16 protein-coding genes are annotated in these 18,738 nt (G+C 64.5%); 9 read left to right on the plus strand and 7 right to left on the minus strand.

Features of this window, described 5'->3' with window-relative positions:
- Nucleotides 1–52 precede the first annotated feature (52 nt).
- Nucleotides 53–739: a M15 family metallopeptidase gene (locus BRW65_RS05515; protein ID WP_084187732.1), complete on the plus strand. Its 687-nt coding sequence runs from the start codon at nucleotides 53–55 to the stop codon at nucleotides 737–739.
- Here the strand turns inward: BRW65_RS05515 and BRW65_RS05520 are convergent.
- Together BRW65_RS05520 and BRW65_RS05525 are read right to left on the minus strand one after the other, a co-directional pair.
- Nucleotides 736–2,343, minus strand: a complete 1,608-nt coding sequence (locus tag BRW65_RS05520) for a serine hydrolase domain-containing protein (protein WP_073872130.1) — start codon at nucleotides 2,341–2,343, stop codon at nucleotides 736–738. The genes BRW65_RS05515 and BRW65_RS05520 overlap by 4 nt on opposite strands.
- A 166-nt stretch (nucleotides 2,344–2,509) precedes the next feature.
- Complete coding sequence (locus tag BRW65_RS05525; protein ID WP_167374000.1) at nucleotides 2,510–2,980, minus strand: CAP domain-containing protein; 471 nt, start codon at nucleotides 2,978–2,980, stop codon at nucleotides 2,510–2,512.
- Between the two features lie 121 nt (nucleotides 2,981–3,101).
- Here BRW65_RS05525 and BRW65_RS05530 point away from each other — a divergent pair, with 121 nt between their 5' ends.
- The 4 genes from BRW65_RS05530 (at nucleotide 3,102) to BRW65_RS05545 (ending at nucleotide 6,108) form a co-directional block, all read left to right on the plus strand.
- Nucleotides 3,102–3,845, plus strand: coding sequence for an N-acetylmuramoyl-L-alanine amidase (locus tag BRW65_RS05530; protein WP_244167993.1), 744 nt, complete (start codon nucleotides 3,102–3,104; stop codon nucleotides 3,843–3,845).
- Nucleotides 3,846–3,997: 152 nt separating this feature from the next.
- Nucleotides 3,998–4,693 (plus strand): C39 family peptidase, encoded by a 696-nt coding sequence (locus BRW65_RS05535; protein ID WP_244167994.1) that lies wholly within the window; start codon nucleotides 3,998–4,000, stop codon nucleotides 4,691–4,693.
- Nucleotides 4,690–5,001: a hypothetical protein gene (locus BRW65_RS31185; protein WP_073872135.1), complete on the plus strand. Its 312-nt coding sequence runs from the start codon at nucleotides 4,690–4,692 to the stop codon at nucleotides 4,999–5,001. Before BRW65_RS05535 ends, BRW65_RS31185 begins: the two co-directional genes overlap by 4 nt.
- A gap of 498 nt (nucleotides 5,002–5,499) precedes the next feature.
- Complete coding sequence (locus tag BRW65_RS05545) at nucleotides 5,500–6,108, plus strand: TetR/AcrR family transcriptional regulator (RefSeq protein ID WP_073872138.1); 609 nt, start codon at nucleotides 5,500–5,502, stop codon at nucleotides 6,106–6,108.
- On the opposite strand, the gene BRW65_RS05550 is transcribed toward BRW65_RS05545, so the two are convergent.
- Nucleotides 6,099–7,838, minus strand: coding sequence for a DUF3556 domain-containing protein (locus BRW65_RS05550; RefSeq protein ID WP_073872353.1), 1,740 nt, complete (start codon nucleotides 7,836–7,838; stop codon nucleotides 6,099–6,101). The genes BRW65_RS05545 and BRW65_RS05550 overlap by 10 nt on opposite strands.
- An 80-nt stretch (nucleotides 7,839–7,918) precedes the next feature.
- Here BRW65_RS05550 and BRW65_RS05555 point away from each other — a divergent pair, with 80 nt between their 5' ends.
- Both BRW65_RS05555 and BRW65_RS05560 read left to right on the plus strand, forming a co-directional pair.
- Nucleotides 7,919–9,709 carry an N-acyl-D-amino-acid deacylase family protein gene (locus BRW65_RS05555; protein ID WP_073872140.1) on the plus strand — a complete coding sequence of 597 codons (1,791 nt, stop codon included), beginning with the start codon at nucleotides 7,919–7,921 and terminating at the stop codon, nucleotides 9,707–9,709.
- Nucleotides 9,706–10,605: an alpha/beta fold hydrolase gene (locus BRW65_RS05560; protein ID WP_073872142.1), complete on the plus strand. Its 900-nt coding sequence runs from the start codon at nucleotides 9,706–9,708 to the stop codon at nucleotides 10,603–10,605. The genes BRW65_RS05555 and BRW65_RS05560 overlap by 4 nt, the downstream gene beginning before the upstream one ends.
- Before the next feature lie 9 nt (nucleotides 10,606–10,614).
- Here BRW65_RS05560 and BRW65_RS05565 read toward each other — a convergent pair whose 3' ends face one another.
- The gene (locus BRW65_RS05565) at nucleotides 10,615–12,567 is read right to left on the minus strand and encodes a flavin-containing monooxygenase (protein ID WP_073872144.1); all 1,953 of its coding nucleotides are present in this window, start codon (nucleotides 12,565–12,567) and stop codon (nucleotides 10,615–10,617) included.
- 104 nt (nucleotides 12,568–12,671) lie between these two features.
- Between BRW65_RS05565 and BRW65_RS05570 the strand changes: the two genes are divergently transcribed.
- Together BRW65_RS05570 and BRW65_RS05575 are read left to right on the plus strand one after the other, a co-directional pair.
- A complete protein-coding gene (locus BRW65_RS05570; protein ID WP_073872146.1) occupies nucleotides 12,672–13,592 on the plus strand; it encodes a metal-dependent hydrolase in 921 nt (306 codons plus the stop codon).
- A complete protein-coding gene (locus tag BRW65_RS05575; RefSeq protein ID WP_073872148.1) occupies nucleotides 13,589–14,806 on the plus strand; it encodes an aromatic ring-hydroxylating oxygenase subunit alpha in 1,218 nt (405 codons plus the stop codon). The genes BRW65_RS05570 and BRW65_RS05575 overlap by 4 nt, the downstream gene beginning before the upstream one ends.
- A gap of 140 nt (nucleotides 14,807–14,946) precedes the next feature.
- Here the strand turns inward: BRW65_RS05575 and BRW65_RS05580 are convergent, their stop codons facing one another.
- Genes BRW65_RS05580 through BRW65_RS05590 form a run of 3 tightly spaced genes read right to left on the minus strand, consistent with a single transcriptional unit; the run spans nucleotide 14,947 to nucleotide 18,722 of the window.
- Nucleotides 14,947–15,138 (minus strand): ferredoxin, encoded by a 192-nt coding sequence (locus BRW65_RS05580; protein ID WP_073872150.1) that lies wholly within the window; start codon nucleotides 15,136–15,138, stop codon nucleotides 14,947–14,949.
- A gap of 23 nt (nucleotides 15,139–15,161) precedes the next feature.
- Complete coding sequence (locus tag BRW65_RS05585) at nucleotides 15,162–17,546, minus strand: CaiB/BaiF CoA transferase family protein (protein WP_073872152.1); 2,385 nt, start codon at nucleotides 17,544–17,546, stop codon at nucleotides 15,162–15,164.
- Complete coding sequence (locus tag BRW65_RS05590) at nucleotides 17,547–18,722, minus strand: CaiB/BaiF CoA transferase family protein (protein ID WP_347876615.1); 1,176 nt, start codon at nucleotides 18,720–18,722, stop codon at nucleotides 17,547–17,549.
- Between the last annotated feature and the right edge of the window lie 16 nt (nucleotides 18,723–18,738).

Raw genomic sequence — 18,738 nt, forward strand, 5'->3', positions numbered from 1 at the left:
CATTGCATCCCAGTTGACGCACGTCGAGCGGCGGGGTGCCGCCGTGGCCGGAATGCTCGCGGCGTGTCTGGTGCTGGCGCAGTGCGGGGTTGCGGCGCCACCACACGTAGCCACGCCGTCGCCGCCTGCGGCCACCTCGTCGTCGTCGGCGACGGCGGCGACGGCCAGCACGCCAGGGGCCGCCGGCGCCACCGTGGAACCGGTCACGGCCGCCGAACTCGGCGCGACCTGGCGGCCGGGTTGCCCCGTCGAGCCGGGGCAGCTGCGGCGGGTCGATGTCAGTTACCGCGGTTTCGACGGCCAGACGCACCGCGGCCAGCTGATCGTGCATCAGGACTTGGCGCCGGAGGTCGCCGTGATCTTCGAGCAGCTTTTCCGTCTGGGCTATCCCATCGAGAAGATCCGCACTGTCGACCATTACCCGGACGCCAACGACGAGTTGTCGATGGAGGACAACAACACGTCGGGTTTCAACTGCCGGCTCATCCCGGGAACCGACGAATGGTCCCCCCACGCTTACGGCCGCGCCATCGATATCAACACGCTTGTCAACCCGTGCCTGTACGCCAGCGGGTATTTCGAACCGCAGAACGCGGCCGCGTACCTGGACCGCAGCCGGACCGACCCCGGACTCCTACACCCGGGCGATCCGGCGGTGCGCGCGTTCACCGATCGTGGCTGGCGGTGGGGTGGCGAATGGGCGGCTCCCCTTGACTACCAGCACTTCGAGCGGCCCTAGAGGCCCAGGGCCCGGGCCGCGGCGGTTGCCACCTCACCCCGGAGATCCGAGATCGGTGGACTGCCTCGCGTATGAATCGAGTTGGTGAGCAGAACGACGTAGCTGTCCGAGGCCGGGTCGAGCCACACCGAGGTTCCGGTGAAGCCCGTGTGCCCGAAACTTCCGACGGGAAAGACCAATCCCCGCGGCATGGACAGGGGCGTATCGATATCCCAGCCGAGACCGAGCAGATTCTGTCCCGCGATCGCCGGATAGCGGGCGGCAAGTAGTGGATGCGCGGTTTTCGGCCTCTTCGCGGCGGCCGCGCGCGCGGCATCGTTCGCCGCGTTGACCTGTTGATCGGTGTGCCCCGGCTGCTGGGGGGTGGTCATCAACGCCAAAGTCGTTTGTTGCAGCGGGAATTCGCTTGGGCGGCCCGCGAGCCGATCGAGCAACGCCTGCGCATACACGCCGACGTCGTGCGCCGTGGAAAAGACGCCGGCGTGCCCGGCCACGCCGCCCATGCGCCGCGCCGTCGTGTCCTGCACCGTGCCGCGCAGCAGGTGGTCGAGGTCGGGATTCTTGGCCGGATCGGCTCTGCTTTCTTCATCCCGAGCTGTCGGTGCGATGCGCGGCAAGATGTCCGCGCCCCACGTGCCCGGCGGACATGGCTCTCCCGCGCCTCCCGTCGAAGCGGCGGCCCATCCGACCGCGGCTCCCCTGACCGTGTGTGGACCACATGCCTTGGACAGCGGGAGATAGCGAGTGTCCCGCAGGCCGAGCGGGGCGAATACGTGTTCTCCGACGTAGACGTCTTCCGCCTCGCCGGTGACTTTCTCGACGAGCGCGCCAAGCAGGATGAAGTTGATATCGGAGTAGCGGAACGACCCACCGGGACTCGACTCCAGCGGCGTCGTGAGCGCACGGCGAACGCCTTCGGATTTGTCTGGTGTGTCCAGCCCCCATGGATCCTTGAGTTCGACGTCGCCGGTCTCGCCCGAGGTGTGGGTCAACAACGTTCGAACCGTGACGTCTGCCCGCCGTGGATCGTTGACCGGGTTGAACTCCGGCAGGTAACGCTGCACGGGATCGTCGAGCCGGACCTTGCCTTGTTCGTAGAGTTGCATGACGGCGGTCGCCGTCGCCAGGCTCTTCGTCAACGACGCCAGGTCGAAGATCGTGTCCTCGGTCATCGGCTCCGCGGGTGCGGGTAGGTCATTCAACCCCGGTTCGCCCGCGAGCTTGCGCGAGCCGAAAGCCTGGTCGAACGCGACGGTGCCGCCGTGGCCGACGAGGACCACCGCGCCGGGCAGCCTGTTGGCCGCGATCGCGTCGTTGATCAGCTTGGAGACCGGCGCGAACTCCGGTCCGGGCGGCTTTGCGGCCGGGGAACCGGGCGGCTTTGCGGCCGGGAAACCGGGCGGCTTTGCGGCCGGGAAACCGGGTGGCTTTGCGGCCGGCGCCTGCGTGAGCTGCCAGCTGTCGCTTGCCGCTGGGTCCGACGCCTGGCCACGCCCGCAGGCCGCCACGAACGCAAGCACGACGGCTGCAACGGCGATGGCCCTCCGCCGGCCCAACGGCAAGCCGTCGAGCGAGCTGTCGCCAACGTCGCTGGCCCGTCCCATCGAAACGCCTCCCGACCTGGTTCTCCTAGGGCAAAGCGTAGTGGGGTTCTCGTCGAGCCATCCGGGTTTGCGGGGATGGTTCCGCGGCGATCCGTCCCCACGAATACACCTGCCAACCAACAACTCTCAGGCACTCGTCGGTCTCGCCCTGCCCTTGCAGACCGATTCAGGCGGCGAAGTCGCCGACGACAGTCATCTTGGTGCCGTCCGAGGCGGTGGCGAAGCCGGCCGCGGTATAAGCGCAGTTCAAAATGATGGCTCGGTGCGGGGGGCTTTGCATCCACAGGTCGAGCGCTTGGTTGGGATTCGCGGCGGACCCGGTACCCCAGAACACGACTTCACCGCTGTAGGGGGTGCGGTAGCCCGCGTCCGTGATACGCGTCTGCGGTGAAGAGCCGTCCGAACCGATGTGGCCGTTCACCCCGGTTCTCAGCATGTCGCTGGCGTGCCGTTGCGCCGCATCGGTCAGGCGTGGGTCCTGGCCGATCGGCCCGCAGGCTTGGCGAAGCCGGTTCACGCCGCTGTACAGCGCCGCCCCCGATCCGTCCGCGTGGGCGGCGATGTCAACGGACCCGGGAGCCGTTGCGAACAAGGCGCCGAGCGAGAACACTGCGACAACCTTGACTTTTCTCGTCACGTTGTCTCTTGCCACACCGGGTCTTTCGGTCTGCGGCAAGCAAACGTTACCGTCTCGTGACCATGGCAGGTCGCCGCGATCGCGACGTTCCGCAGTCCCGACCCCCGTATCGTGGTGAGCCGTGTGTGAGCCCGCATCGAGCCGGCCGGCCGTTGTCAGCCGCCGCCAGATGCTGGGACTGGCCGGCAGCGTCGGTGCGGCGGCCATGGTCGGCACGCGCCCCAAGACTTCACCAACGGCCGCCACGTCGACGGCAGATGTCCGGCTGGCCGCTGCGAGTTCGGCCCTGTTGCTGTGCCGGGACGCCTGGGGCGCCCGGCCGGCCCGCCCCGGCGGCCGGCGTCACACCATCACCCGAATGACCCTGCACCACGAGGCCGTGGTCCTCGGCGACAACCGCAACGCCCCGGGCCACCTCCGGCAGGACCAGCGCTACCACCAGGATCAACACGGATGGATCGACATCGCCTATCACGTCGGGGTCGACCGCAACGGCAACATCTACGAATTGCGGAGCACCGAGCTCGCGGGCGACACGGCCACGGACTACGACACGACCGGCCATTTCCTGGTCCTCTGCGAGGGTGACTTCGATCAAGAGGCCGTGCCCGAAGCACAGTTGCTTGGAGCGGCTCGGGCGTTCGCATGGGCCGCCCAGACATTCCGCGTCGCGACCACCACGCTGGCGGGCCATCGAGACCTCGCGTCGACCTCATGTCCGGGCGCCAACCTGTATGCGCACCTGGCTTCGGGGGACCTCAAACGCCGTATCGACGATCTGCTAGCCGCGGGCGGGGTGGACCTGCAGCGGTTCTGCGGACCCGACGCGGCCGCAACAGTCGCGGCGATCGAGGCCGGCAGCTGACGTCAGCGGCCTATTGGAATTGCGTCTAATTGAGCTGCATCGGTTTGCTGGGAGTGCTACGTTGCTGACCAATCGATAGTTCTACCGGTCTTTGCGAGGCCAACATGTTCGACTCTCGGGTCGCGGCGGCCGTAGCCGCCGCCTGCGTCGGTATGACCAGCATATCGATGCTATCTGGGTGCACTCTGGCGTCCCCGTCGACGCGTGCGGCGGCGACGTCAGCCACCTCCGACGGTGGCCGGAGCAACTCCAACCCGCCGACGGCCGGGGCGGTTGCCAGCGGCGTGTACGGCGACCCGGACGCTGCCGCGGAGTTCTGGCAGCAGCAGTCGTACGAGGACAACTGCGGGCTGGCTTCAGTGGCCGATGTGGTCGGCGAGGTCACCGGCCACTCCCCGACCGAGTCACAGATCATCAAGCTGGCCCAGCACACGCCCTCGTCGATCCGCGACGGCCCGATTTACGCCCCCACCGGCGACCCGGCGCACGACGGCCCGAACGGCGGGATCGAGATGGCCGACACGGTGGTGCTGCTCGACCACTACGGCATCAAATCGCACATGACCTACGACAAGCACCCGGAAGAGGTGGGCCTGTCGTCGCTCGAGCAGTACCTGAGCGGGAACCGCAAGATCATCGCGTGGGTCAACTCCGGGACCATCTTGAACTCCAACGACCAGCGCACGTCGGCCGATCATTTGCTGGTCGTCACCGGGATCGACACCAATAAGGACGTCGTCCACCTCAACGACCCCTACGCGGATCACGCCAACACGAAGGTCAGCATCGGCACGTTCATGACGGCGTGGAAGATCGGGCAGGAATCGATCGTCGTCACTGAGAGTTGACGGGTCCCGCCGTTTTCGTCGGGGTCGCGGAACTCGTCGGGCTCACGGCGCTCGTAGTGCTCGTCGGCGTGGTCGGGGTGGTCGGGGTGGTAGAGCTCGTAGGCTTTGTCGAACTCGTCGAACTCGTCGAACTCGTCGGGCTCGTGGGGCTCGTCGGGATCGCGGGGGTCGTGGGCGTGGTACTCGCCAGGCCCGGACCGTCACCGCACCAGTCCGCCACATCTTTCGGGTACTGCTCGATCGGCGGAGGACAACGCTGCCCCGGCGGGAAATTGGCGCCGGCGTTGAGCAGATCGCAGGGCACGTAGACCTGCTTGCCCTTCGGAGTATTGGTCAGGCACTTCGTCGGCGGGTCGCCATGGGCCATCACGGGAATGGTGGCCGCCGCCACCAACGCGCCGAGCACCCAAGCAAGACGGCGACAGGGCATGAAGGCTCCTCACTCTGGCTGCGAAAGTTCATCGCGAGAGTTCACTGGTGGTAATCCAAGCAAACCCGACGAGAGCGCTCACGTGTTGATGGCATCAACGCACCGCAACTCCTCCCTGTCTTGCAGCCAACGGGCATGGTGCAACACACAGGTTCAGCACTACGGACTTGGTCCACGTCTCGACGCAGGGATGCCGAGTGCGCCACTGCAGCGCGGCATAACAGTCCCTTACACGTGCCTGTAGGGATGCTCGGGAGCCGGCCAGTCATCCCCGGCCGCGATCGACACGTCGGTGAAGTTCGCCAGCTTGCGGCTGAGTCCGTTCTCCACTCGGAGGATTGGCACTCGCGCGGGGCCTACGACTAAATTTCTGTACGTGCGCACCCACGGGTGGGGCGGAGCCACTCCCGCGAGTGACGAAGAGGCCATCGAACGAATCCTCGACGCAGCGAGTGCGGCGATCGATGAGCGCGGCGCGGCCATGCGCGTTGCTGATGTCGCTCGGACGCTCGAGATATCCCGTCAGACGGTCTACAACTACTTTCCGGGCAACAGCTTGCTGGAAGCGGTGGCCAACCGATCAGGCATGCGTTACATCGATCATCTGGTTGCCCATCTCGAAGGCATCAAGGATCCCGTCGATGCGCTGGTGGAGAGCTTCGCCTACACCCTGGAGTGGCTGCCGAGCGACAAACCGTTTCAGCTCATGCTGGCTCAGGACCCGGGCAAGGTGTCGACCGGCGCCACCTCCGATGCCGCCAAGCGGTTCGGCCACGGCATCCTGGCAGGCCTGGACGTCGATTGGACAGCGCTCGGAATGGACGACGGAGCCATCGACGATCTGGTCGAGTACATGTTGCGGATGTTGCAGTCATTCATGGTCGACCCGGGTCACCCTCCTCGCAGCGGCGACACGCTCCGGACATACGTGCGCCGATGGCTCGGCCCCGTCATCACAGCCGAGATCGCCAGACATCAGCGTTGATCCGCAGAACCCTTGCTGATCACGGTAATTGGTACGTCGTGCTCCCACGGTTGCCGGCTCGCCACGTCGGCGACTCGGAATGTACCGCGTTCGAGTTCGCCGGCGGCGGCATCGACGATCCGATACTGCTGCCACCGGTGATGGATGGCCTGTCCGTCGAGGATGAGGACGCGTAGCTCCTCTGGTTCGAAGTGACATCGGCGCTGCAGCGCGGTGATCAACTGTTCGTTGTGTAGGTGGCCGTCGCCAAAGCTCCAGCCGACCGCATAGCCGGCGACCGGTTCGCCGTCAATGACGGTGTAGTCGGCTTCGCGTCCCGGCGGTATGACGTGATCCCACAACGTCATCAGCCCGCGACCGTGGGCGTACATCGCGCGAAACGCATGCCCGAGGCCCAGTGATAGTGCTGTGCCTTCCGGGGTGGACAGCTTCTCGATCTGCTTGTGCTGCACGAGACCGAGGCCGATTCGGTGGTCGGCCAACTTCTGGCTTGCGGCCTCGGTGAAGAACCACTGAGAGGTGTCCCAGTTGCCCGCGTAATAGCGCATGCCGGGCAGGAAGGACACCTTCGTGGGATAAAAGTTCCCGATCAAGATCGTGGCGTAGATGACGGCGAGCAGCGCCGCGATCGGGAGGGGCTCGGTGACGTCGGCCAATCCGATGGCCGACTTGTCGACGAACAACGAGCAGATTCCGAAGAGCATGAAAACGTTCCACTCGAGTGGCACACCCAATGGAATCGCCGTGAGGATCACGAGGTGGAACACGATCATGACGAACGCCGCGACATAGGTGACGACGCCGCCGTGTGAGAAGAACAGCACCAACGGCACGCCCATCTCGACCACGGTGCCGAAGTGGGCGAGGAACTGCGCGATCCGCCCCGGCCGCAGGTCGTCGGGAAACTTCCGGAAGAACGTCCGTTTCATCCACTTCGCCCGCACCAGTGGGTTGTTCGCCATCATCGTGGCGACCACGAACGGGAAATGGCGGTTGAGCTTTGACGTCGCGGCCCCGATCCAGATGGCCAGCATGACCAGCTTCGCGGCGACGACCATATTCGGGCCCGCGAACAGGAAGGTCACCGTCAGGGAGCCGTAGACCTCGCCGCGGGTGGCCAGGAAGATGACCTTATCCCGTAACCCGATCACTGCCAGGGTCGCCAAGACCGGCGCGATGTGCTCGGGCGGTATCAGGCCGATTGACGTACCCAATTCGGCGATCGGGCCGGCGCCGTCGGACAGCAGCGCATACACGGCGGCCGCGAGCAGCGCGGCATACAGCACGACGTCGAAAATCGTCCGCTCGTCACCGCCGGTAAACCGGATCCTGTTCGGCCACGGGGCAAGCCGAATTGTCCCTGGCCGCAGCCAGTACAGCGGCGACCCCATCGGCGGTGCGATCTTGCCCGTCAGCGGGCCGAACCCGCAGCCAAGGCCGAGCACCTCGAACAGCAGCGACCACAACACCACCTTCTCAAACACGATCGGTTCGCTCCACCACGCGCCGATGCTCCCCCATCCGTCGATGCCGGCGGTGGCCAGCGCGAAGCAGAGCCCGCCCAGGATGTAAAGAGCGATCTTCACGGTGTACAGCAGGAAGAACACGTCGGGATTTCCCATGCCGTGCTCGGCGATATGACGTGCCATCGGCTTGATGCGCTCGGACCGCGGGCGGGTGTGCCATTCCGCCACATCGATGCGCGGCATGTTGGGTTTCAAGAATCCCACGTCGGCAACGTAGCACATTGGGTTGACGGTATTGCTAAACTGTCCAGTCGGTGGATGCCGAGCCAAAGGAGCCTCCGCGCATGACGTTCGACAAGGTGATACTCAACGGCCGATGGTTCGACGGCACCGGAGGCCCGTCGGCGATTCGTAACATCGGAATCCGGGACGGTCGTATCGCCGCTATCAGGGAAGAACCGATCGAAGGCGCCGAGGTCGTCGACGCAACCGGCCAGTGGGTGATCCCGGGCATCATCGATATCCACACCCACTACGACGCCGAGGTTCTGGCCGCGCCGGCGCTCGCAGAGTCGCTGAGGCACGGCGTGACCACGATCGTCATGGGATCGTGCTCGCTGTCGACGGTGCACGTGAACGCCTCCGAGGCCGCCGACCTGTTCGGCCGGGTGGAGGCGATACCGCACGAGCACGTGACGCGGATCGTCGGCGAGCACAAAACCTGGAACGGCGCGCACGACTACATCGAAGCGCTCGAAGCACTACCGCTCGGGCCCAACGTGACTGCCTTCATCGGACATTCGGATATGCGCGTCGCGGTGATGGGCCTGGACCGTGCCACCCGCAAGGACGTCCGGCCAACGCGCGCCGAGCAGGCCCGCATGGAAAGCATGCTAACTGAGGCGCTCGACGCCGGCTTCATCGGATTGTCCTCGCAGCAACTGCTTTTCGACCGAATCGACGGCGACGTGTGCCGGTCGCGCACCCTGCCGTCGACGTATGCGAAGGCTCGAGAGCTTCGTCGCCTCAAATCTTTGCTGCGCAAGCGAGACCGCGCATTGCAGTCGGGCCCCGACATCACCCACCCGCACAACATCGTGTCGCAGGCATTGCAGTCCGTAGGGTTCTTCAGGCCGCGCCTCAAGACCAGCCTGCTCGCCGCCGCGGACATGAAGTCGGCGCCGGGTGGCATGTGGCTCACCGTGGTTCTCGCCGCGATGGCCAATCGCCTCGGTGGCGACATGCGTTTTCAGCATCTTCCGGTGCCGTTCGAGGTGTACGCCGACGGTATCGATCTGGTCATCTTCGAGGAATTCGGCTCGGGCGCTGCCGCACTGCATCTCAGGACCGAGATGGAGCGCAACGAGCTGATCCAGGACGAGGAATACCGTCGAGGATTCCGAAAGGACTACGACAGCAAGTTCGGTCCGCGTGCGTGGCACCGCGACTTCTTCGACGCCGAGATCGTCGCCTGCCCCGACGAAACGGTGATCGGCAAGTCGTTCGGTGAAGTCGGGATCGAGCGCGGTGGCTTACACCCCGTCGATGCCTTCCTCGACCTTGTCGTCGAGCACAAGTCCGAATTACGTTGGCGCACCACGATTTCCAATCACCGACCGAAGATGCTTCGCCAACTCGCCGTAACGGAGGGCATCCAGATGGGCTTCTCCGATGCCGGGGCCCACCTGCGCAACATGGCGTTCTACAACTGCGGACTGCGTCTGCTGCGCCATGTCCGGGACGCGGAACGCTCGGGCCAGAAATTCATGAGCGTCGAACGCGCAGTGCGTCGACTCACCGGCGAACTAGCCGACTGGTATCACCTGGACGCCGGCCACCTGCGCATCGGTGACTGGGCCGACGTCGTGGTACTCGACCCGGAACGTCTGGACTCCTCACTCGACGAGTACCACGAGGCGTCCATCCCGGCGTTCGGAGGACTGAACCGGATGGTCAATCGCAACGACGCCACCGTGAAGGCCGTCATGGTGGCGGGCCGCACGGTGTTCGCCGACGGACAGCCCACCGACGTGGTGGGCAAGCATCGCACCGGGAGTTTCCTGCGAGCCGACGGACGGCCGCGAAACGCGCCGATACACGACGCCTCCGAACGGTTGAGTGACGCGACGGTATGACAGACCCGCAGAGGCTGACCGTCGACCTCCCGCACCTCCGGTTCGAAGGGTTGGCCTGGGGCCCTCAGGACGGCCGACTGATGCTTTGTCTGCACGGCTACCCCGACACGGCATGGACCTGGCGACACCTGGGCCCGCACTTCGCAGAGCAGGCATTCCGCGTGGTCGCGCCGTTCATGCGCGGCTACGCGCCCACCGAACTCGCACGGGATGGTGACTACGGCATCGGCGCGTTGATGCACGACGCGGTCGAGCTGCACCGGGCGCTGGGAGGTGGCACCGACGCGGTACTCGTCGGCCACGACTGGGGCGGCCTCACCGCCAACGGCATCGCGGCGCATCCGGGCAATCCCTTCGCAAAGGTTGTGTCGATGGGCGTCCCACTGGTGGCGGGAATGGGTCCCGGTTCGGGCACGGGCCGGGCCTTGGTCCGTCTGCTGCCCCGGCAACTCCGGTTGAGTTGGTACATACTGTTTCAACAACTTCCGTGGATCTCTGAGCGCAGCCTCGACTGGGTACTGCCCAAGCTGTGGCGAGACTGGTGCCCGCCCGGGTACGACGCGACCGCCGACCTCGAACATTTGGGCAACAGCCTGCCTGATCGCAAGCACCGCACGGCCGCACTCTGCTACTACCGGGCGGGATTCCGGCCCCTTCGGCGCGCCAGGCACCACCGCGAGTTCGAACGCTATTCGATTAACGCGAAGCCCATTTCGCCGATGCTGGTGCTGCACGGAGGCATCGACGGTGCGATCGACGCACGCATCGGAACATTGGGAACCCGGGCGCTTCCCACTGGGAGTCGTGCCGAGATCATTGAGGGCGCAGGCCATTTCATGCATCTCGATAGACCGCGGACGGTACATCGGCTCATTGGCGAGTACCTGGCCGCGTGATGCCCGCGGTTAGCGGCGCAAATCGTAATCGTCCGGGTTGGGGCGGTTGGTCCAGTTCCAGTAGTCGAAGATGCGGAACGCGTACAAAGTGGGCACGTGGCCCGCAGCGTTCTTGTAGTAGCTGCTCGAGATCGCCGGGTGGCTGTACACCATCTCCTTCAGCCGTTCCCGAGCACGGCGGTTGTAGTCATTGCACACCTCGGCGCGAACTGTGGCCGAACCGAAATCGCCCGCTAGCACCATGTCGATACAGCCCAAGATGTAGCGCATTTGGCACTCGGAGTTGTAGATGATGCTGGCCCCGTTCACCGCATTCGTGCCCGGCCCGAACATACAAAAGAAGTTCGGGAAGTCCGGCACGGTGATGCCGAGGTAGGCGTAGGGGGAATCACCCCAGGCCGTGTTGAGTTCGACGCCGCCGCGGCCCCGGACGTTGATGGGACCGAGTTGATGGTTGACGTCGAACCCGGTTGCCCACACCACAACGTCGGCGGGGCGATACACGCCGTCGACGGTTGTCACTCCGTCAGCGGTGAGTTCGGCGATGCCGTCGGTGATCAGCTCGACGTCGTCTCGTTGCAGCGTGGTGAGCCAGGTTCCGTTGTCCTGCAACGTCCGCTTGCCCATCGGCGGGTAATTCGGAGTGACCTTGGCCAACAGGTCCTCGTCGGTGCAGAAGACCCGCATCCACGCGATGAACATCTCCCGAATCGCATGGTTCGACTCGCTGCAGGAGAGGCCGCCGTTGTCCCACGTCGGGTCGATCTTCACCTGCTCGTCGAGCGCGTCGGCGATTGGCCACCAGGACACAAATCGCGACCACCGTCCGTAGTAGGGCAGATGACGGATAGCCCACCTGGCACCCTCGGGAATGGCGTCATGGTAGATGGGGTTGGGGGCCATCCATTGCGGCGTGCGCTGATATACGTCGACGTGTTGTGTCACGTCGGCGATGGCGGGCACGAGTTGAAAGCCGCTGGCGCCGGCCCCGATCACCGCTACCCGCTTCCCCGTCAGGTCGACGTCATCGCGCCAGTCCGCGGTGTGGAAGGATGGTCCGCTGAACTCGTTGGCCCCCTTGATGTTCGGAATCACCGGATTGCTGAACTGGCCGACCGCGCATATCAGGGCGCGCGCGGTCAACGCCTCGTGGGTCCCGTCGGCCGCGCGGACCTGCACCTGCCAGGTCGCCGACTCCTCGTCCCAGGAGGCACCCGTCACCTCGGTGTTGAACCGGACGTCGGGCGTGATGTCATACCGCGTCGCAACGCCATTCAGGTACTGCAGGATTTCGGGCTGTTCGGAGAAGTAGTGCGTCCAGTAGTCCAGCGGTTCGAACGAGTAGGCGTAGTACTGGTTCGCGATGTCGACCCGACAACCCGGATAGCGATTCGCCAACCACGTTCCACCGACGCCCGACTGCTTTTCGATGATCGTAAAGGGCAAGCCGGCCGCCTTGAGCTTGATGCCGGCCAGCAGCCCGGCCTCACCGCACCCAATCACGACGACGGGAAAATCGCTGCGCTGTTCCGGCGTCGACGCCAAGGTCGGCCCGCACTGGTCGGCATCGCTGAACCGCAAGTCCGCGGCGACGTAGTCCACGTGCTCTTCGCGGACCTGGCCCGCGGACATCACCCGCAACATCGTGCGCATCTGTTCTGGGTCCGGAACGAACGGCGGAGGGCAACCGCGGTCGCGATAATCGCGGACCACGTCGAAAGCGCGCTCGCGCACCGTCGCTTTGTCCGGTTCACTCATAGCGCCCTGCAGGTCCATCGCAATGAGTTGGAACGGCCCCGGAAGCTCGTCGAGCAGACTCATGTCACCCGTCATGTGCACCATCGACATCAGCAACGCCGGCACGCTGGCCTCGTCGATCGCCGCGCGGATGACGTCGTCGGGGTCGGCGAACGGCAGGCCGATCAGCGCTTCGGCGTCCCTCGAAGCGGTCGTCTGGTCCATCTCACCACCAATCGGTCGACGTCGTTGTCTCGCCTGCGCCGCAATGCTAGCGTCTGGGTGGACACATAACAAGGACTGTCAACTCGACGGGAGGTGTCATCGCCGTGTCAAGTCTTCAGGTGAGACGGGTGCGGTTCGACTTCGCCGGCGATGACGTGCCCTTCAACTGGCAGCCCGCGCGCCCGGCGTTCGCGATGCAATGCAATATGATCTCGTTTTTCGCTCCCGGCTTTGAGAAGTTCATCGTCGACGCGACCAGGGAGGGCATCCCGCTGATCCGCGATCCCGAGGTCGCCGCCGAGGCCAATGCGTACCTACAGCAGGAGGCGCAGCACTCGGCCGCGCACGCCAGCCACGTTCGCGCGTTGGCCCGGCGCTGGCCCGGGCTGCGGCAAACGATGGACGAGGTGACGGCGTCCTTCGATCGCCTGACGGCAACGAAACCCCTGGCCTGGCGCCTCGGTTACACGGCGGTGATCGAGGCGACGTTCACGCCCTACTTCAGGGTCTTCCTCGATCACGAAGACAAGCTCTTCGCCCCCGGCGACGAACGCGTCGCCTCATTGTTCCTGTGGCACTTCGTCGAAGAGATCGAGCATCGCAGTTCGGCGTTGCGGGTGTACGACGCGGTCCACGACAGCTACCCGTATCGGGTGAAGACGATCGCGGGCGTGGTCAAGCACATCGACGAAATCCTACGCATAATCTCACGTGGGTTCCGGACACATGTTCCGGAGTGTGACGGCGGCAAGTTCGCCTCGCTGATTCCGAACGGATTGTCGTTCAAGGCCCTTCGCGCGACGCGGCGGGCGGCGCGCGAGATGTCGACCCCCGACCAGGGAACATATGCTGGCGTGCCGAAGCGGGAACTCATCAACATGGCGATCGGTCTCGTTCGTTCGCAGGGGCCAGGTCACGATCCTGCGAGGGAAATCCTGCCGCCTTTCGCCGGCCATTGGTTCGAACGCTTCGCGGGGGAGCCCAAAAGCGTATCCCGCTGGTACACGGCCGGAGCCGTGCGATGACAAAGCCGGCGTTCTCCTTCGATTCGGGGAGCGGCCTCGACGACGTGCTCGCCCCGGTGCGCAAAGCCGCCGAGACCGTCACGGCGCAACAGCCTTTCGTGCGGTCGATGACCCGACGCGTCCTGGATCACTTGACGACGAGCGGTCTCGACATCGCCGACGATGTGATGATCGTGCCCGCGGACGTGTTCACCAATCCGGACAGATTCGTCGCTGACCGCCAGATGATGCGACAGGTCCCCCATGTCGTCGCCTGGGGTGGAGAGATCGCCGAACCCGGCGACTACACGACCAAAGACGTCATGGGCACGCCGATTCTGCTGCTGCGCGACAAGGGTGGTGCCGCAAGGGCGTTCGTCAATGTCTGTGCTCATCGCGGAGCGCAGGTGGCCGCCGGATGCGGGCGTGCGACTCGATTCACCTGCCCGTACCACGCCTGGACTTACGACTCGAACGGCCGCCTGGCAAGCCTGCCGGGCCGCCAGATGTTCAAGGGTGTGGAACTGGCGGAATTGGGGCTGCGCCCACTCCCGGTCAGCGAGGAGGCGGGCCTGATCGTTGTCGGGCTCGATCCGTCCGTGACGGTGGACGGATTCCTCGATGACGCCCACGACGACCTCGCGAGCTTCGGGTTCGACCAGTACGCCCACGCGGTGAGCGCAGAGCTACACCTGAAGGCGGACTGGAAGCTTGCCGTTGACGTGAACTTCGAGGGCTACCATTTTCCGTTCCTGCACAAGGACACCCTGGCTCCGATCGTCACCAACAACTCGGTATTCGACGTCTTGGGCATGCATTGCCGATGGGCGTTCCCCTTCCGGAACATTGAAGAGCTGCGCGATGTGCCGGAACAGGATTGGCCCGAGCGGTTCAGCGGATCGGTCGTCTACGGAATCTTTCCGAGCTGCGTCCTGGTCGAATCACCGGTTTCGACACTTATGCTGCGCATCTACCCGGGCGAACGAGTGGGCACATGCGTGGTCCACATGGTCGGCGGTTCATTGCATCCGATGAAGGACGACGCGGACCGGTTACTGGCGCAATCCGGATACGACGGTGCCACGGCCGTGCTACGCGATGAAGATTTTCCCGCCGCCGAAGCGTGTCAACGAGGCGCCGAACACGGCCTAGAGAACATCATCCTCGGCCGCTCCGAGCCGCTAGTCCAACATCTCCATCGCACATGGGATGCCGCCCTCACACCGTCACCGTGACCTGATTGGACGGCAAAATTTAACTCAGGTCCAATCGATGCGTTTGGAGCTTACCGATGGCCAGACTCGTCGGCCTTCAACAACTTTGCGAGCGCCGAGCGTGTCGGCGGCACGGCTTCGCCGCAAACCGGGGTATGCGGTCATTCGTCGATGCTGATCGCCCGCTCTGGGCAGTTCGCAATCGCCATCAGCGCTTTGTCTTCCCATTCCGGCGGGATGTTCTCGACATGGACGAATGACTTGGCGTCGTCGTCGACGTCGAAAATCTCGGGATACGTCAGGGCGCAGCGACTGTGACCCTGACACGCATCGAGGTCTATCCGTAAACGCACCGTTGCTCTCCCTGCAGTCGAAGTCATGAATCTTGAGCGCCCGGCTGGTCGATGCCCTTGAGCCGGGTCCCGATGACAGATTCAGCGGTCAGTGCCTCGATCGCGGATTCGTCCAATCCGAGCAGTTCCTTCAAGATGGTCTCGTTGTGCTCTCCGACGGTCGGCGCTGGGGACCGACACCATCGATCGACACTGCGGAATCGGAACGGAAGGGTCGGCACCTGATGCGGACCGACGATCGAGTGATCCAAGTGTTCGAAGTAGCCGCGCGCGACCATCTGAGGATGTTGTGGGCTGAGCCGCGCGTCGTAAAGCGGTGACGCAGGAACCCCGGAAGCCGACAACAGGGCGGCCGCCGTCGCGCTCTCTTGGCCAGAGGCCCACTGTTCCAGATGCTTGTCGATCAAATCGTGCGCATGCCAGCGCCCTTCGTGGGTGTCGAGCGATGGATCGTCCGCCCAGCCTGGCCGACCGAGCACGGTTTTCAAAGCCGCCCATTGCTCGTCGGACGCGACCGAGAGAGCCAGCCACTGTTCCTCCCCGCGGCATGGGTACAGACCCTGTGGCGCCGCATCCCTGGTCCGATTCCCTAACCGCGATAGGACGGTTCCGTATGCGGTGTACTCGATCGCTTGCTCGGCTGCCGCGTTCAATGCCGCCTCCACCATGGAAACTTCGATGAAGGAGCCGTGCCCGGTCTGTTCCCGCCGGCTCAGGCCGACAAGCATCGCAAAAGCGGAATGCATGCCTGCCAACGGGTCGCACGGGCCGCGCGGAATGCGAGGTTGGTCGTATTCGTGGCCGGTCACCCAGGCCATGCCTGTCATCTGTTCCATCGTTTGCGCGAAACCGACGTTGTTCCGCCACGGTCCGTCCAGGCCGAAGGCGGGCATGCGGGTCATGGTCAGTCTCGGGTTGACAGCACTTAGTGCTTCCCAGGTGATGCCGAAATTCTCGAAGACGCGCGGCGAGAAATTCTCGACCACCAGATCGGCTTGCTCGACGAGCCGGAAGAACAACTCTCGGCCTTTTGGTGATGACAGGTCGAGCGTCAGGCCCTGCTTGTTGGTGTTGGTGGCCAAGAACATCGCCGAGCGCTCCCACCAACTGGGTCGGTCGACGAATGCCGCGGCTGTCATCCTGGCGCCGTCTGGATGCTGAGTCGACTCGAGGTGGATCACGTCGGCGCCCAACGCGGCCAGGATGTGGGTGGACGAGGGGCCGGCCCACCAAGCGGTCGCGTCGATGATCCGCATGCCTTCCAAAGGAAGGCTTCCACCAGGTTGAGTAACTTCCCGTTTCGTCGGGTGCGGCCGAAGCTCAGCGGCATCGAGTTCTCCGAGTCGCGGCGCTGCCTTGGGCGGGCTACCCGGCCTCATCGCGCCGATTCGGTAGGGCGGAAGCGGCTGGGTGTATGAGCCATCAGCGCTGATGCCCCAGACTCCGCGCGCGTTGAAGTGTGGGTGGTCCAGGACGGTCTGGCCGTTGTTGACCTGCGCGACTGGAATCCGAAGTGCCGAGGCGAGTTCGACGATCTCCTCCGTGGTGTGTCGAGTGGTCCAGTCCCGCACGATCTTGTTCCACTCCTCCATCCGCTCGTATCGAGTGGGAGCTAGGGCCCAGGCCGCATCCTGCTCGAGGAGATCTTCGCGCTCGATCATCAACAGAAAGGACTCGAACTGCTGACGGGTGTTGGTGTTGAACCCAACCCAACCGTCAGCCGTCGGCTCGATTGAGGGCAGCTCGGTCATCCGCGCTGGGCCCGATATCGGGGGACTGCCGGCAAGTGCATAGTACAAGTCGATGAATCCGCTGGCGCTGAGATGGCATGCCTCCATTAACGAACAGTCGATGATGTCCCCGCCGCCCCCGCCGCGGGCACGGTGAAACGCAGCCAACGCACCGACCGCCGCATAACTGCCGAGAATCCATTCGAAGACACGGCCACCAACTTGCAAGGGAGGCTGATCCGGCCGGGCTCTCAGACCCATGGTCCCGCTTTCGGCCTGCAATGTGAACTCTGTCGCCGGCTTGTCGCGATACGGACCGGTCAGGCCGAAGTTCGAGATCGTTGCAATCACCAAATGTGGTGACCGGGTATGCAGTTCGTCGTGGTCGATGCTGCCCAAAACTCCAGAGTCGATGAGGATGTCGGCACTGGCGATCAAATCCTTGAGATGCGGATCGCCGTAATCGCCTAGGACCGAGCGCTTTCCAGCGTTCAGATAGGTGAAAAGGGCTCCGTCGTTCCCCGCGCGGCGCCGCGAACCCCGGCGACGAAAGCGATCACCGTCCGGCGACTCGACCTTGATCACTTCCGCGCCTACATCCGCGAAGAGTTTGCCGCAATAAGGCCCGGCGATCTCGTCGGCGATCTCGATGATCCGCACACCTTCGAGAATGTTCATTCAGATCACTCCGTCGCGGCGCAACTGGAGGAGTTCCGCCTCATCGCAGCCGGCCAGTGTGGTTAGCACTTCACGAGTGTGTGTCCCAACGTCTGGCGGAAGGGGCGCGGCGAACGGACGGCGGGGTCTCGTCTTGACAGGCGTTGCGATGAGCCGCAATGGCGGGCGGTCCTGGCCGCAGGGTTCATACACCATGCCGCGCGCTTTCACGTGCTCGTCGTCAAGTAGGTCGGCGCCCTCGAAGGCTGGGGCACCGGCGATGTCGGTGGCCATGAAGAAATCAGTCCACTCACTACGAGTGCGGCCTTTGAAGATCGCGGTGAGTTCACCGCGCAGGCGTTCGTCGGCTTGCGGATCATCGCCGAGGCGGGCCTGTCCGGGCTCATAGAGATCCGTTCGGTTCACGGCTTCGCAGAATCTGCGCCAGAACTTGTCTTCCAACGCGTTGAACACCACGTAGTTGCCGTCGCTGGTCTCGTAGTACTGATACCGCAGGGAAGCCTGCATGCCGTCTGAATAGCCGAACAGGCCGTTGGCCAGCGCCGTCAGCTTCTGGAAGTTCCACGCGATGGCGGCGTCGACTTGAGAGACCTCGACGTACTGCGATTGCCCGTCGCGGCGCGCGCTGTGTAGGGCAGCGAGAACTGCCATCGCGGCGTAGAGGGGGCCGGCCAGTACACCCGTGGTGCCGGTCGCTCCGGCGGCCAGGCGCGGTGTTCCGTCGGGTTGAATTACTGGCGGGTTCAAGCCTGCGAAGCAGTCAAACGAGAGCCCATGCGTGGGGAGCTTGGCGTACGGGCCATAACCGCCCATCCCGTTGAGACTGCAATAGACGATCGTCGGGTTGAGTTCGACGACGTCGTCATAGCCAAGCCCGAGTCGCTCAGCAGCGCCTGCCCGCAGGCCGTCGATCACCACGTTGGCTTGCACCGCAAGGCGGCGAAAGATTGCAGCCCCCTTGTCTGATTTCAGGTTGAGCGTAATGCTCTTCTTTCCGCGGTTCCATTGGAGGTTTTGTACGTTATCGGGCGGAAAGAGTTCGCCGCGGAATCCGCCGCCCCCCGGTTGTTCGATCTTGATTACCTCGGCGCCCAGATCGGCGAGGTGTCCGCCGAGCGCGTCGGGGGAGAACAGGGATAGCTCGAGCACTCGAACATCGTGAAGCACGGCAGTCACCCCTCAGATTCCCGAT

Source organism: Mycobacterium paraffinicum (assembly GCF_001907675.1).
Lineage (GTDB): Bacteria > Actinomycetota > Actinomycetes > Mycobacteriales > Mycobacteriaceae > Mycobacterium > Mycobacterium paraffinicum_A.

What these genes read in the sequence shown, in the direction of transcription:
- BRW65_RS05515 (WP_084187732.1), top strand. Translation starts at nt 53, where the DNA reads ATGCTCGCGGCGTGTCTGGTGCTGGCGCAGTGCGGGGTTGCGGCGCCA.
- BRW65_RS05520 (WP_073872130.1), bottom strand. Translation starts at nt 2,343, where the DNA reads ATGGGACGGGCCAGCGACGTTGGCGACAGCTCGCTCGACGGCTTGCCG.
- BRW65_RS05535 (WP_244167994.1), top strand. Translation starts at nt 3,998, where the DNA reads ATGACCAGCATATCGATGCTATCTGGGTGCACTCTGGCGTCCCCGTCG.
- BRW65_RS05555 (WP_073872140.1), top strand. Translation starts at nt 7,919, where the DNA reads ATGACGTTCGACAAGGTGATACTCAACGGCCGATGGTTCGACGGCACC.
- BRW65_RS05560 (WP_073872142.1), top strand. Translation starts at nt 9,706, where the DNA reads ATGACAGACCCGCAGAGGCTGACCGTCGACCTCCCGCACCTCCGGTTC.
- BRW65_RS05565 (WP_073872144.1), bottom strand. Translation starts at nt 12,567, where the DNA reads ATGGACCAGACGACCGCTTCGAGGGACGCCGAAGCGCTGATCGGCCTG.
- BRW65_RS05575 (WP_073872148.1), top strand. Translation starts at nt 13,589, where the DNA reads ATGACAAAGCCGGCGTTCTCCTTCGATTCGGGGAGCGGCCTCGACGAC.
- BRW65_RS05585 (WP_073872152.1), bottom strand. Translation starts at nt 17,546, where the DNA reads ATGAACATTCTCGAAGGTGTGCGGATCATCGAGATCGCCGACGAGATC.